Source organism: Mesorhizobium wenxiniae (genome assembly GCF_002284535.1).
GTDB classification, from domain to species: Bacteria; Pseudomonadota; Alphaproteobacteria; order Rhizobiales; family Rhizobiaceae; genus Mesorhizobium; species Mesorhizobium wenxiniae.
Genome location: NZ_NPKH01000039.1, coordinates 156006 through 170429 on the forward strand (window position 1 = coordinate 156006; position 14424 = coordinate 170429).

The 14424-nt window shown below is 62.3% G+C and carries 14 protein-coding genes; 1 reads left to right on the forward strand and 13 read right to left on the reverse strand.

What is annotated here, in order from left to right; translation table 11 throughout:
- Position 1: 1 nt before the first annotated feature.
- The 4 genes from CIT31_RS30975 to CIT31_RS30990 all read right to left on the reverse strand — a co-directional run bounded on the left by CIT31_RS30975 (position 2) and on the right by CIT31_RS30990 (position 4714).
- Positions 2–937 carry a putative B6 ABC transporter permease subunit 1 gene (locus CIT31_RS30975; protein ID WP_095521653.1) on the reverse strand — a complete coding sequence of 312 codons (936 nt, stop codon included), beginning with the start codon at positions 935–937 and terminating at the stop codon, positions 2–4.
- The gene (locus tag CIT31_RS30980; RefSeq protein ID WP_095521654.1) at positions 934–2040 is read right to left on the reverse strand and encodes a putative B6 ABC transporter permease subunit 2; all 1107 of its coding nucleotides are present in this window, start codon (positions 2038–2040) and stop codon (positions 934–936) included. Before CIT31_RS30980 ends, CIT31_RS30975 begins: the two co-directional genes overlap by 4 nt.
- Positions 2037–3605 (reverse strand): putative B6 ABC transporter ATP-binding protein, encoded by a 1569-nt coding sequence (locus CIT31_RS30985; protein ID WP_095521655.1) that lies wholly within the window; start codon positions 3603–3605, stop codon positions 2037–2039. The genes CIT31_RS30980 and CIT31_RS30985 overlap by 4 nt, the downstream gene beginning before the upstream one ends.
- Before the next feature lie 80 nt (positions 3606–3685).
- Positions 3686–4714, reverse strand: a complete 1029-nt coding sequence (locus CIT31_RS30990) for a putative B6 ABC transporter substrate-binding protein (protein ID WP_095521656.1) — start codon at positions 4712–4714, stop codon at positions 3686–3688.
- Positions 4715–4874: 160 nt separating this feature from the next.
- Between CIT31_RS30990 and CIT31_RS30995 the strand changes: the two genes are divergently transcribed.
- Positions 4875–5237 (forward strand): hypothetical protein, encoded by a 363-nt coding sequence (locus CIT31_RS30995; RefSeq protein ID WP_245316531.1) that lies wholly within the window; start codon positions 4875–4877, stop codon positions 5235–5237.
- Positions 5238–5276: 39 nt separating this feature from the next.
- Here CIT31_RS30995 and CIT31_RS31000 read toward each other — a convergent pair whose 3' ends face one another.
- The 9 genes from CIT31_RS31000 to CIT31_RS31040 all read right to left on the reverse strand — a co-directional run bounded on the left by CIT31_RS31000 (position 5277) and on the right by CIT31_RS31040 (position 14372).
- Positions 5277–6287: an ABC transporter substrate-binding protein gene (locus tag CIT31_RS31000; protein ID WP_095521657.1), complete on the reverse strand. Its 1011-nt coding sequence runs from the start codon at positions 6285–6287 to the stop codon at positions 5277–5279.
- A gap of 37 nt (positions 6288–6324) precedes the next feature.
- Positions 6325–7140, reverse strand: coding sequence for an ABC transporter permease (locus tag CIT31_RS31005; RefSeq protein ID WP_095521658.1), 816 nt, complete (start codon positions 7138–7140; stop codon positions 6325–6327).
- Positions 7137–7979, reverse strand: coding sequence for an ABC transporter ATP-binding protein (locus tag CIT31_RS31010; RefSeq protein WP_095521659.1), 843 nt, complete (start codon positions 7977–7979; stop codon positions 7137–7139). Before CIT31_RS31010 ends, CIT31_RS31005 begins: the two co-directional genes overlap by 4 nt.
- 124 nt (positions 7980–8103) lie before the next feature.
- A complete protein-coding gene (gene fhmpcd1 / locus CIT31_RS31015) occupies positions 8104–9033 on the reverse strand; it encodes a 5-formyl-3-hydroxy-2-methylpyridine 4-carboxylate 5-dehydrogenase (RefSeq protein WP_095521660.1) in 930 nt (309 codons plus the stop codon).
- Entirely contained in the window at positions 9030–9653 is a 624-nt protein-coding gene (locus CIT31_RS31020; RefSeq protein WP_095521661.1) for a glutathione S-transferase family protein, read from the reverse strand. The genes fhmpcd1 and CIT31_RS31020 overlap by 4 nt, the downstream gene beginning before the upstream one ends.
- A 25-nt stretch (positions 9654–9678) precedes the next feature.
- Positions 9679–10086 (reverse strand): RidA family protein, encoded by a 408-nt coding sequence (locus CIT31_RS31025; protein WP_095521662.1) that lies wholly within the window; start codon positions 10084–10086, stop codon positions 9679–9681.
- Positions 10087–10095: 9 nt separating this feature from the next.
- On the reverse strand, positions 10096–11229 hold the full coding sequence (locus CIT31_RS31030; RefSeq protein ID WP_029353625.1) for an LVIVD repeat-containing protein: 1134 nt from the start codon (positions 11227–11229) through the stop codon (positions 10096–10098).
- A gap of 74 nt (positions 11230–11303) precedes the next feature.
- Complete coding sequence (locus tag CIT31_RS31035; RefSeq protein ID WP_095521663.1) at positions 11304–12455, reverse strand: cupin domain-containing protein; 1152 nt, start codon at positions 12453–12455, stop codon at positions 11304–11306.
- 288 nt (positions 12456–12743) lie between these two features.
- The gene (locus CIT31_RS31040) at positions 12744–14372 is read right to left on the reverse strand and encodes a GMC family oxidoreductase (protein ID WP_095521664.1); all 1629 of its coding nucleotides are present in this window, start codon (positions 14370–14372) and stop codon (positions 12744–12746) included.
- Positions 14373–14424 lie beyond the last annotated feature (52 nt).

A 14424-nucleotide genomic window follows, 5' to 3' on the forward strand; every position in this document is an offset into this window, starting at 1 on the left:
GTCAGCGCGCGCCGCGCTCGTAAGGAATACCGAGCGCTGCCGGCAGACTGGCCCGCCGGCCGAACAGCACCAGCATGATCATCACCGCCAGGAACGGCAGCATCTGGATGACGTCGGTTGGTATGTTGATGCCGGCCACCTGCATGGCCGTCGTCAGCGACAGGCAGACGCCGAACAGCAAGGCGCCGAACAGCACCCAGACCGGTCGGCCGCGCGCCAGCATGGCCAGCACGATGCCGAGAAAGCCCGCGCCATTGGTAATGAACGGAATGAACAGGCCTGCGCCGACATTGGCGAGAAAGGCGCCGCCGAGCCCCGCCAGCGCTCCCGTCGTCAGCACGGCGATGGTGCGGGTTCGCACGACGTCAATGCCGGCGACGTCAAGGGCGGCCGGCTTATCGCCCGCCGCCTGCAGGTTGAGGCCGAGCTGCGTGCGCCGATAGACGTAGCCCATGGCGAAAACCAGCGCGACCGCGAGATAGACGCTGAGATGCTGCCTGAACAGCGCCGGCCCGATGACCGGAATGTCCGACAGCAACGGAATGACGGTCACGTCTACTGCCGGCAGGCGGGGATAGCTGCGCGAAAACTGGAAATGGTGGAGCAGAGCCGTCAGACCTTCCAGTCCGAGCGTCAGCGCGATGCCGATGACGATCTGGTTCAACCCGATGCGCACGCAAAGCAGCGCCATGACCAGCGCCACCGCGATACCACCGCCGGCGCTGGTGAGAAAGCCGAGCCACAGCGATCCGGAATAGAAGGCGCCGACAAAGCCGAGATAGGCGCCGGCCAGCATCATGCCCTCGATGCCGATGTTGAGTACGCCGGCCTTTTCGGACATCTGTTCGCCGAGACCGGCCAGCAGCAGCGGGATCGCCGCGGTGACCGCGCCAAACAAAAGCGCGCTGAGAAAGATTTCGCCGAACAGCCCGGTCATCGCTTCAGTTCCCTTCGCGACTGGTTGTAGCGGTGATCGAGGTATTCGGCGAGCGCGAGCACGATCAGCACGATGGAGACCAGCACGAGCGTGAAATGATTGGGCACGCCGAGCCGGCGCGCCGCACTCTCGCCGCCGATCGACAGCACCGAGAGCAGGAACACGAAACCGATGGCGGCAAAGCCGTTCATGCGGGCGAGGAACACGACGGGGATGACTGCAAGCCCATACGCAGGGTTCCAGTCGGCGCGGACGTTACCCTGAACGCCGAGGATATCGACGGCGCCGGCAAGGCCGGCCAGCCCGGCCGAAATGGCGAAGACGGCAACGGTGAGCTTCGGCACGCCGAGCCCCGCATGGATGGCTGCGCGCGGGTTTGCGCCGACGATCCTCAGCTTCAGGCCGAAGGCGGTGCGCGTCATCACCAGATGTACAGTGATGATTGCCACCAGTCCCAGAAGCAATCCGCTGGTGATGGTCGTGTCGAACAGGCGCGGCAGCCGGTCCTCGACCGGCAAGGTGCGGGTCTGCGGCACGGTAGTCCCTGGATCGCGAAACACCAACTTGACCAGCACATTTGCAAGCGAGGTACCTAGGAAGGTCATCATCAGCGTGGTGATGATCTCGTTGACGCCCTGATAGGCCCGCAGCAGCGCCGGCACCAGCGACCAGATCATCGCAACCAACATGGCGATGACGAACGAGCAGATCAGCGCCAGCCAGGCCGGCATGACCTGCACGAGAGCCGGAGCGCTGGCCGCAGCCGTTACCGCGCCGAGCAGGAACTGGCCATCGCCGCCGAGATTCCACATGCCGGCGCGAAAGGCCACGATCAGACCGGCGGCAAGAAACAGCAGCGGCGCCATGCGCGTCAGCGTCTGCTGGATGCCGAGCGGCGATAAAAGCCCTCTCTTGAGCACAAAGCTATAGTAGGCAAGCGGATCGACGCCGACGGCAAGCAGGATGCTGCCGGCGATGATCAGCGCGGCCAGTATAGGGCCGAGCGTCATCAGCAGCCGATGCTGGATATCGCGGCGCGTGACCACAGCAGCCGTGGCATCGAGTGCGGTTGCACCGGCGGATGGTGCGGTGTCGATGCTCATGCGGCAAGCCCGATCATCAAGCGACCTATCTTGGTGCGGGCATCGTCGGCATTCTCGACGGTGCCGACGAGCAATCCGTTCGCGATGACGGCGATGCGGTCGCACATGCTGAGCAACTCCTCCAGATCGGTGGAGATGAGCAGCACGGCAAGGCCGCGAGCCGCCGTGTCGCGGATTCGCTGGCGTGAAGCCAATGTGTTGGCGAGATCGAGCCCATAGGTCGGCTTGTTGAAGATCACCACTTTTGCGCCTTCGGCGAGTTCGCGCGCCAGCAGCACCTTCTGGATATTGCCGCCGGAGAGCCGGGCGACCGGCGTTTTCAGGCTGGGCGTACGCACGTCGTATTCGCGGACCAGTTGGGCCGCGCGCTTGTCGATTTCGGCGCGCTGCTCGACGCCTCTGCGCCAGAAGGGGGCCGCGCCGACCTGCTTGAGAAAGAAGTTGATCGAGACCGGGAAGGTCCCGACCGTGCCCTCGCCGAGCCGGTCGTCGGTCAGATAGCGTAGGCCTCGCTCACGGCGTTCGCCGACGCTCAGCGCGTCGATAGTCGCTCCTTGCAGCCGCACCGAACCGTACGCAGTTGCACGCTGGCCGGCCAGCGCCTCCGCCAGTTGCTTCTGGCCATTGCCGTCGATACCGGCGATGCCCAGCAGTTCGCCTGGACGGATATCGAACGAAATCGACGACAGGCCCGGCGCGTCGTCTGTCGGCGCAACGCCGAGATCATGGACCTGAAGCAGCGGAGCCGCTTCGGCGTGGATGGTGCGAACCGGACGCTCGGCCGCTTCCGGGTCGTCCTTCTGCTTGCCGAACATCAATTCGACGATCTCAGAGATGATCACTTGCTCGCCCAATGCACGAAACCGCTCGGGAGGAATTTCGCCGACCTTGCGGCCGAGTTTCAGCACCGAGATTCGATCGCCAAAAGCCGCCGCCTCCTTGAGCTTGTGGGTGATGAAGACGATCGCCAACCCCTGCTCGACCAGGCGGCGCATAAGCGCGCCAAGCTCGTCGATGCCCTTCGGCGTTAGCATCGAGGTCGACTCGTCGAGGATCAGAAGCCGGCTGTTGCGCACCATCGCGCGCAGGATCTCGACCTGCTGCTGCTCGCCGAGCGAGAGTTCCGACACCCTGGCATGCAGCTTGACCGTGATGCCGAGTGTCCTTGTGATTTCCGCGACGCGCGCTTCCAATTCTTCGGTCTTGGGGCGCTGCCACCACGGTCCGCCGAGCAGCAGGTTTTCCGCCACCGTCAGCGTCGGCACCAGCATCATGTGCTGGAATACGGTTCCAATGCCGAGCGCCAGTGCATGGCGGGGGGATGTGATCGCGGTAGGCTCGCCGTCGACCAGTATGCGCCCCTCGTCCGGCTGCTGCAGGCCCGACAGCATGCCGATCAAGGTGGATTTCCCGGCGCCGTTTTCACCGAGCAACACATGCACCTCGCCCGGACGGATCGCCAGATCGACGCTGTCATTGGCGACCACACCGGGGAACCGTTTGGTCACGCCTTCAAGCGCGACGATGTCGCGCTTGTCGACCGACAATGAGGACGCACTGCTCATGAAAGCCAAGGCCCTGAAAACATAAAATCGGTTCGGAGGGGTGAACGGATCACCCCTCCGGAAGCCTGCTTTTGATCGCCCTACTGGGCGACGCTGGTCATCAGCGCCCTGACGGCTGCTGCATCATAGACCGGCTCGATCTTGGTCTTGCCGGAAATGATGTCTTCGCGCAGCGTCTGGATCTCTGCCCAGGCATCGTCGGGGATCGCCGCGGTCTTCAGAAGCTTGACCGAATCGTCCTTGAGGCCGATCGAGTAGCTCTTGGTACCGAACGTGTCGGCCTTCAGGTCGGCGATCATCGCCGCATAGACCGGCTCGATATTCCAGACCACCGACGACAGCAGGAAACCTTTGTCGATCGGCGTCTTGTCGCCGATGACGTCGATGAAATAGACCTTGCCGCCATCGCCGGCCTTGGTCGTCTCGACCGCCTGCAGCATGCCGAAGCTCGAGCCGTTGCCCTGGCCGAAGATGATGTCGGCGCCGGACGCGATCACACTTTCGGTGACGCGCTTGCCGCCGGCCGCATCGCTGTAGGCGGCGGGCCCGATCACCGCGTAGGTAACCTTGACGTCCGGATTCTCGGCCTTGACGCCCTGCGCGAACGCAGCCGACTGCGAGTTCCACGACGGAGGCTCGCCGGACACGACGATACCGACCGACTTGGAACGCGACATCTTGGCGGCGAGACGACCGGCAAGATACGCGCCCTGGTGACCGCTCAGCGTGTAGTCGGCGACAAGGCCCTTCTCCAGACCGGTCGGTGTATCGACGATCGCCACCGGCACCTTGGTTTCCTTGGCGATTTCGGGTGCCGCGGTGTTGTAGCCGCTGGCATGGGCGATCAGCAGGCTGGCGCCGTCAGCCGCCAGTTCCCGCAATGTCGGCCGCACGTCACCATAGCCGAGCCCCTGCGCCATCACTATCTCGACACCGGCAGCTTTCGCCGCTGCCTTGGCAGCGTCGATGCCTTGCTGGTTCCAGCCATAATCAGTGCCTTCTTCCGGCGTCAGGATGGCAATGGACGTGACCTCGGCGGCAAGTGCGTTGCCCAGCAAGAGGCCGCTTAATATAACAGCGCTTACGCTGCTCTTCAGAAACTTAGACATGTTACCCTCTCTGTTCGGTTGAACCAAGATATTCTTATTGTTATTGCGCAGACGCGAGGTAGACTGCCTGAACAATTCCATGCGGAGTTCAGGCAAGGTGGTTGTGCGATACATCCTTCCGATAGCGCTGGCGTTCACGTCGTTCGCCAGCGCGGTTGAATTGCGGCACATCACCGTGCGAACCGGCACCGACGGGCTCGATCGTGTGCCGCTGACGATTTCGAATGCGGGGCGCGAGGCGCTTTCCTGCAACGCAGACTTCGCCCACTGGTATTCGGCCACGATCGCCACCGCCGCGCCTGGCCGGAGCGCCAGTGTCGAGCTGTGGTTCGATCCAAAAACCGGGACGTTTGCGATCCTCAACGACAAGCGCGAAAACCTGCCCGTCGAGCGACTGTGGTGCGGCCTGGCCAGCCAGGCATATGCCACGCGCGTTCAAATCGCGCTTGATCGAACCAGCGCCGCAAAGGGGCAAGTGGCCGTGACGTGCAGCAGCGCGGACGACAGGCTGGCCTGTCGATAGACCCTCGCTTTTCACCAGGTCAGACACCGCCCCCGACCTTCACTCTGCCGCCAGGAATTTGTCAGTGAAGACGTCGTCGGCCGACAGGGCCGTTTTGAGGACGCCCTGATCCGTCAGCGTCTTCAAGGTCTCTTCCCACTGGGTCTTGGTCATCCAGCCGAGGCGGTGCTCCTTCGTCGCCGGACTGTTGAACGTCGAAGCGATGTCGGCGTTGAGCTGGGCCAGCAGCACACCCTTCTTTTCCGCGTAGCCCGGAACGGCCTTGGCGGTGATCTCGGCGGCTTCTTCCGGATGAGCTGCGACATAGTCGAAAGCTTCCCTGTAGGCCTTCACGAAGCGGCGCACGACATCGGGCTTGTCCTTGATCATCGCCTCAGAGGTGAACAGCCCCGAGCCATAGGCTTTCCAGCCGTGATCCGCGCCGAGCATGATGCTCAGCGACCCCGGGCCGCCGGCCTTGGCTTCAAGTTCGGGCACTTCGGCGTCGAGATAACCGACCACTGTCTGCACGCGTCCGAGCAGCAGGTAGCTCTCGTAAGGCGGCGAGACGCTGTTGAGCGTCATGTCCTTCTCGCTCATGCCATTGGCAGCCAGAAAACCCCTGAAGAAGATGTAGGTGGAGCCTGCCGGATGGATGCCGATGGTCAGGCCCTTGAGGTCGGACGGCTTGGTCAGCTTGAGCGTCTTGGCGAGCGAGATGATGCCCAGCGGCGACTGCTGGTTGACTGCCGCCAGCGCCACGACGGGAACATTCTGGGATCGTGCCACGGCAAGCGTCGGAAGATCGCCGAAGCCGAATTCAGCGTTGCCGTTGCCCACGAGGCGCATTGCGTCCGGCGAGCCAGAGCCTTTGCGGACCTCGATGACATCTATGTCGTTCTTGGCGAAGAAGCCTTTTTCCTTGCCGACAAAGAACATGGCGTGATTGCCGCGCACCACCCAGTCAAGCTGGACGTTGACCGTGTCCGCCGCCAGAGCCGCGTTCGAGAAGCCAAGCGCGCCGACAAACGCCGCAAAGGTGGCTGCCTTGATAAGAGAGCGTCTCAGCATTGTTTGTTCCCCTTGTTTGTTGGTTGTTCGAAAGATCCTAAGCCCGGCTGAATTTCGGCGCCCAGGGCACCACGAAGCGTTCTAGAATTTCGGCTGCGTAGTAGAAGGCGATGCCGAGCACGGAAACGAGCAGCAGCGCAGCAAAGACAAGAGCCGTATCGAGCTGGGTCGACGCGAACTGGATGACGTAGCCGAGCCCGTCCGAGGCTCCGGCAAATTCGCCGACGATGGCGCCGATGACGCTCAGGGTCGCTGCAATTTTGGTTCCGGCCATTAGGCTCGGCAGCGAGTGGGGAACACGGATCCTGAACAGGATCTGGGTCGGGCTGGCACCAACCGAATTCATCAGCGACAGAAGCGAACGGTCGACCGATTGCATGCCGGCCAGCATCGACAGCGTCACCGGGAAGAAGGCGATGACCAGGATCAGGCCGATTTTGGGTGCGAGCCCGTAGCCGAACCAGAGGATGAAGATCGGCGCCAGCGCGACCTTCGGCACATTCTGGAACAACACGACGAGCGGGTAGAGAGCGCGGCCCAGCCAGTCGAAGCGCACGATGACGAGAGCAAGCGCAATGCCGACTACGACCGAGACAAGGAAGCCAAACAGGATTTCGCCCGCCGTGACCACCGTCGCCTGCATGAGGGTGCCCCGTTGGGCGACCAGCGATTTCGCAATCTCGGATGGGGCAGGAACGATAAAGGAGGATATGGAGAATATCCGCACCGCGGCTTCCCACAACATGATCGTCACCAGCAGAAGGATGACCGCCGGAAGCCAGCTGCTTATCGCCGCATTCCAGCCGGAAACAGGCTCTGGCTGGGAGAGGTTCGTGAGAGGCTGCTCGCTCACGTCGCGCCTCCCGGCTGATGACTGGAACGCAGCATCGTTCGAAGCTGAAGCACCAGCCTGACGAATTCGGGGACTTCGGTCACGGAAGCGTCGCGCGGATAGGGCAGCGGAATGTCCAGACTCTGGGTAATGCGTCCAGGGTTGATCCCCAGCACATGAACCTGGCGAGACAACTGAATGGCTTCGTCGATCGAATGCGTCACGAAGACAATCGTCTTGCCGGTCCTCTGCCAGATCTCAAGCAGCGACTGGCCCATCGAATCGCGGGTGATCGCGTCAAGAGCACCAAACGGCTCGTCCATCAGCAAGACCGCCGGATCAAGCGCCAAAGCCCGGGCGATGGCGACCCGCTGACGCATGCCGCCAGACAGTTCGTTTGGGCGCTTGTGGGCGGCATCGCCAAGGCCCACCAGTTCCAGCATCTCCTGTCCACGCGCCCGCAGCGCCGAGCGCGACATCGACTTGTCGGCGATGCCTAGCAGCATCGAGGCATTGTCGACGGCGTTTTTCCACGGCAGCAGATTGGCGTCCTGAAAGACCAGACCTATCATCCGTTTGCGCGCCGCCTCGCCTGGCGAAACGCCGGCGATCGAGACGCTGCCGTTGCTCGGAACTACCAGCCCAGCCAGCACTTTGAGCAACGTACTTTTGCCACAACCGGACGGACCGATGAGGGAAACGAACGAACCCTTCGGAACCGAAAGGTCTATATCCCTAAGGATCAGTTGCCGGTTCTGATCCGTGCCCATGATTACCGACACGCCCTTGGTGGAAATGAGGTCGTCGTGGCGAATATGGGCGGGTCGGCCGCCGGCTGGTCGAATGGTTTCAACCTGCATGGTCGGTCACCCCACACATGGTCATTGGCCGCAGCCGCGCGGTTTTGATGGTGCAGTCCGCATGAGCGGCCAACCAGGTGAAATTCCCAACACGGCCGGCCTCCTGCGCAACTCGTGCCATCGCCTACTCCTGGCCCTCGAGGATGCGGCGCACTGCGACCAGCTTGCGCGCCCGTTCGCCTTGCAGCGCCTTTATCTGTTCGGGCGTGTAGGAGAACATGCCCTCGCCCGACTTGATTCCGAACTTCGATAAACCGGTCTTCTCCAGAACCATCGGCGCGACATCATCCCGATTGGAAAGATCGGCGTTCAGGAACGACGAGACGGATTTGTAGATGTCGAGGCCCGCCATATCGAGCAGCGCCATCGGCCCGATGACGGCGACCTTGTAGCCGATGCCCCAGGATACGCAGGTGTCGAGATCCTCCGGTTCGATGACGCCGCGCTCGACCAGGTCGAGCGCTTCACGCAGCAGCGCGTAAAGCACGCGGTTTTCGACGAAGCCGGGAACGTCCTTCTTCACAACCACCGGCAACAGCCCGATCGAGCGGATCAGGTCGCGTATCGTCGCCACGGTTTCAGGCGCGGTCTTCTCGCCGCCAATCACCTCGATCATCGGAATGATGTGCGGGGGGTTCGACCAGTGCATGCCGACCAACCTCTCGGGATGCGAAATATGGGCCTGCAGCTTGGTGATAGGAATTCCTGACGTGTCCGAGGCGACGATCACCGAAGAACCTATCAGCGGGTCGATGGCGCGATAGGTTTCGGCCTTGATGTCGATATTCTCAGGCACATTCTCGATGACCAGTTCCGCACCATCGACAGTCTCGGCGAGGGTGCGGACGAAGCGCACCGTGCCAGCGCCCGATGCGGGCGCCTTGATATCGAGACGGTCCAGAATCGCGCCAGCAATGTCGAGCATGCCGCTGGCGCGTTCGACCGCGACATCGGAAACATCATACGCCGCCACGTCGAGCCCGCCGCGCGAAAGCCGCGCGGCGATGCCCGGACCCATCGTTCCCAGTCCGATGAGGGCGGCGCGCTTGATCATGATGCGGCCTTTGCGGGGGCGGCGGCGGTCGCCGCCTTGAAGGCCGGACGAGCGGCGATTGTGGCCACCCAGCGCTCGAGGTTGGGCAGCGACGGCCGGTCGATCTTGAAGTCGATACAGCGCTTCAGGATCGGCGCGCAGGCGACGTCGGCAATGGTCAGCTTGCCCAGTGCCAGGAAATCCTTGCCGGCCAGATGCCCGTCGACGATCTTGAGTTGCGCCACAAGGTCCTTCACCTGCTCCTTGTATTCGGCGGTCTGCTCTTCGGGCGTCAGCTTGGCGCCCTTGAAGGCGGCCATATAGCCCGGATTGACAGCTGCCAGCAGAAAATCCATCCAGCGCTCTACCTCGGTCTTTTCCGCCGGGGTGGCGCCATTCAGCTGCTCGCCGCCGGATGCCGCGAGATAGCGCAGGATGGTGTTCGACTCCCAGATCACGGTGTTGCCGTCGATCAGCGTCGGAACTTTCGACGTCGGATTGAGCGCCTTGTACTCGGCCGTCTGGGTGTTTTCGAACTGGCGGCCGTAGTCCTCGCGCTTATACGCCGCCCCAAGCTCTTCGAGCATGAAGAGCACCTTTTGAACGTTGCCCGATGTCTGGCGTCCCAAAAGCTTGTACATGTCGTCTCCTCGATTGTGTCGCGGCCTACTTGCCGGCCGGCAGCGGCTTGTAGACGATGGCGTCCATTTCGATCTTGGTGTTGATGACGGCTTTTGCCTCGACGGTCGTGCGCGCCAGCACCGCGTCGCCGATCCCTTCGAGGAACGCCTTGTTGTAGCGGCCGAAATCGCGCGTATCCTCGAGATAGGTGGTGATCCGCACGACATCGGACAGCGTTGCGCCCTCATCGGCAATGACGCGCGCGATGGTCTTCAGCGTCGCCAGCGTCTCTTCCTCGATCGTGCCGCTGATCATGTTGTTGTTCTCGTCCTTCGGCACCTGGCCGGAGACGAAAATGAAATCGCCGGCCCGCACCGCCGGATGAAACGGCAGGTTCGGATTCTTCTTGCCGATGGCGTAGTGGCTGGCGGATTTTCGCGTGCTGTCGTTCAACCTATCCCCCTAGAGAACGCTGGTTTCGATGATATCGACGCCACGGATGCGGTCGATAAGGTAGACGATGCCGCGATCGTCGATGGTGACGTCGTTGGAAGACGAACGCTCAGCGCCTTCAGGCGCGTCGGGCACGAAATGGCCGACCTCCTTGGGTGCGAACGGGTCGGCGATGTCGACCAGCCGCAGCCCCTGCGCGAACCATGCAAACGGAATGATGGTGCCCTTGAAGCGCTCGGAAGGCTGATGGCAGCCGGTCATCGGCGGTTGTGGTTCGCCATCCGGGTCGAGGCCAGGCACCTGGAAGGTCGAGATCGGCAGCGGGTTCGTCTCGTCGGTGATGTCGTAGATCCAGGTGAAGGCCGGCGGCGAAGGTCGGAGTTTGGCGACATCCTCGTCCGCCACCACCATGATGTTGCGGCCCTTGAGCGGCTGCGGGATCGGCAGGCATGTGTGCGTGGGATGCGGGAAGCTCGGGCTCGAATTGATATGCGAGACAAGCTTCGGCTTCGAAATGTCGGAAATGTCGAGGATGAACAGACCGTGATGCCAGTAGCTGACATACAGCCGGTCGCCCATGCGCAACGGATGGTGGCAGCGCGGCGTGACGTAGTCATGCCACGGATACTCCTCACCGCCGCCGGTCCACTGCCCCGGTATCCACCAGCGCCCGACCTCGACCGGATTTACCGGATCGATCAGGTCGAGGATCATCACGATGTTGCCGACATAGCCGTCGGCGGTCGGCGAGATATAGGCGTAGCGGCCGTCATAGTCATAGCGGTGCACGCCATGGCCGCCGGTTGTCCATTTCGAGATCAGCTTCGGCTCCGTCGGTCGGGTCGTGTCGTAAATCGCCAGGCCACCTCCGAAATCGGCCGGGCCCGCATTGCCGAAGCGCTCGTGGTTGATGATCATCAGACCGTCCTGCGCACGCACCTTGTGCGAGTGCCAGCCCGGCGGAACGTCGATCGTCGCGATCTTCTTCGGATTGCGCGGATCGGAAATGTCGACCAGCGTCGTGCCGCTCGGCGGGCGCATGTGGCCGACATAGAGGATGTTGCCGTCGACCCAGACCTGGCCACCGCCCGGACAGTCGACATGGCCGATCTGCTTTGTGTTGAACGCCGAAACCAAATTCATCCGCCCTTGCTGCTGAACCGTCTCTTTCGGTGTCCGCGCCATTATGCCGGCGCGGACAGTTTCCGCTGCAAAGACTAGACGGTGCGGAGCAGGTCGCCGGCCTGGTTGCGGCCCCAGCGCTTGTAGAGGAGCAGCGCCTTCTGGGTCGGCGCATCGGTCGCGCCGAAGAAGATGACCGGCTCGGTCGAGGAGCCGTTGACATGCTCGACCCACGAACCGCCCGGTATGGCGATCGTGTCGAACTGGTTCCAGTCGTAGCGCTTGCCGTCGATGATTGAATGGCCATTGCCGCGGAACGGCGCCAACAGCAGGCTGGCGGTCTCGCGCTGCGGCAGCGTCTTCTCGCCCGGCCGCAACATCTGGACGTAGAAGTTGATCGTTCGGAAGACCGGGCCGCCGGTGGTGGGGTCGACATAGTCGATGACGATGCCTTCGTGCGGATCGCCGTCCCAATCCTTGTGCGCGTCGAGGATCGCTTCCATCTTTTCCCAGCGATAGACATACATCGGCGACGACAGGCCACCGCCACGCTTGTGGTCGACGAAGCGCGGCATCAAGCCACCCTCGCCGTAGATTCGCTGCGAATAATCGCTCGGGAACCGGGCGGTCTGCACCTTCTTCTCGACTTCCTTGCCGTCGACCATCTCGGTATATTTGTGGTCGAAATGCACGGCGTGCAGCGTCTCGACCAGCGGCAGATCGAGAACCGATAGATTGACCGCCTGTTCGCCGCCGACCGTGCCGTGATTGTGCCAGGCGTCGTTCGGCGTCAGCACCATGTCGCCAGGGCCGAAAACCACATCCTCGCCTTCGACGCCGGTAAAGTTGCCCTTGCCGGTCAGGCCAAAACGTATGGCGCTCGGCGAATGCTTGTGCGGCGGCATGATCTCGTCGGGATCGTTCAGGCGGTAGGCGGTGTACATCGTGCTGACCGAGGCGCGCTTGGGCGCAAGACCCGGATTGACCAGGATCAGCGACCGGCGCTCGCTATCGTCCATGGTCACCAGTTCCGCGGCGCGCTGCAGCAGCGGCTCGATGTCGGTGTAGGACCAGACGAAGGGGATCGCCTTCGACGTCGCCATGAGCTGCTTTATCTCGTCGTGATCGACGCCTTCCGATGTCGCCCAGAACGGAAACATGTTCTTTTCGTAGAGGGCGTCATAGAGGCCCTTCAGCGCTGCCTTTTTATTGGTGACGGCAAGGTCTGCTGGTTGCGCCAAGGACATGTCTGACACCTCTCTTCACGAAGGATATGCGTTTAACCAACTCAACCGTATTCGGATTGGTTTTGCTCGACAATCCCAAAAATGGAGAATTTTTGAGGTTTTTGGTTGAGAAGCTTTTTTGAAAGGAAAATGCCGCGAAAGGGCACAAAATTTCAAAAATACGTGAAAAATACAACCCGTCCAGCAGGTGCGGATCGAGCCATGACGGCCGCGACTTCGCACGGCAGCCCAACCAACTCAAATTTTGCTTTCAACCAAAGGATTTGGTTGAACGCCGCGCGACAGCGATCAGGCGGCAATGCTTTGTTCAGCACGGCTGCGGATCAGGTCCGAGGCCTTTTCGGCGATCATGATGACCGCCGCATTGATGTTGCCGCAAATAAGGTCCGGCATCACGGAAGCATCCACTGCGCGGAGCCCGGCGACTCCGCGCACCCGCAGTTCGGGATCGACCACCGAGCCGGCGTCGACACCCATGCGGCAGGTGCCGGCTGGATGATGCACAGTGATCGAGGTCTTGCGAATATGCTCATCGATCTCGTCGTCGCTCTGGCATTGTGACCCCGGAAAGAATTCCGATGCGATGAACTGCGTCATCGACGGTTGTGCAGCGAGGTTGCGCGCAACGCGGAAGCCGGCGCGAAGCGACTGCCAGTCACGCGGCGAAGACAGGAAATTCTGGTGGATCAGCGGCGCGGCCAACGGGTCGTTCGACGCCAGTTTGACGCTCCCCCTGCTCTCCGGCTGGACGGCGACGATGCGGGTCGCAAAGCCATCGGCGAAGGGTGCCTTGAATGGCGACAGGTAAGGCCATGCGGCAAGCGGTGCAGCCGTAAAAAGCAGCTGAACATCCGGCAACGGCCGGCTTGCATCGCTTTTCAGAAACGCCACGACCCCGCCGGGCACGTCTCCCGAAAAACCCTTGCCAGTGAGATAGGTCTTGACGAAATCCAGCCCGATACGGTCGGCCCGCATCATCTTCAGGAATGGTCCCGGCTGCTTGCGCCGGTACATCAAAATGACCGAAACATGGTCCTGCAGGTTCTTGCCGACCTGCGGCCGGTCGACTTTCGTCTCGATACCATGCGCGGCGAGCTCGCCGCCATCGCCGATCCCCGACAGCATCAGCAGCTGCGGCGTATTGATGACGCCGCCGGCAAGCAGGACCTCACGCCGCGCCAGCACCTGGTGGGTCGCGCCGCCTCTGGTGTAGGCGATGCCGGTCGCCCGCCCATCCTTCAGCAGGATCCTCGTCGCCATCGCGCCGGTCAGCACCTTGACATTGCTGCGGCGCATGGCGGGACGCAGATAGGCCGACGCCGTCGAGCAGCGGCGACCGTTTGCGATCGTCATCTGCAGGCGGCCAAAGCCTTCCTGCACGGCGCCGTTATAGTCGTCGGTCTGGGGGTATCCGGCATCCCGGCCGGCTGTGGCGAAGGCATCGATCAGTTCGTCCTTGTAGCGGCAGAACTGCGTGTTCAGTGGCCCGCTGCCGCCGCGATAGTCGCTCTCGCCCTTTTCCCAGCGCTCCTGCTTCTTGAAATAGGGCAGCACCTTGTCGAACGACCAATCGGTGAGCCCGCTGGCCGCCCAGCGATCATAGTCGCCACGATTGCCGCGCACATAGGCCATGGCGTTGGTGGAGGAGGAGCCGCCGATGACCTTGCCGCGCGCGCATTCGACCTTGCGTCCGCCGACATTGGCCTCGGGCTCGCAGAAATACATCCAGTCGTGACGGCGCTCGGTCAGGATCTTACCCCAGCCGAGCGGGATGTGGATCATTGGATCGCGATCCCAGTCCCCGGCTTCCAGGAGCAGCACGGAAACATCAGGATCTTCGCTCAGGCGGTTTGCAAGCACGCAGCCGGCTGACCCGGCTCCGACAATGACATAGTCGAATGTTTCTCCAAACGGCATGCACGGTCCTCGGGAGAAGGACGGCCCCGCCGAGATGTGAGCCGTCAAAAGA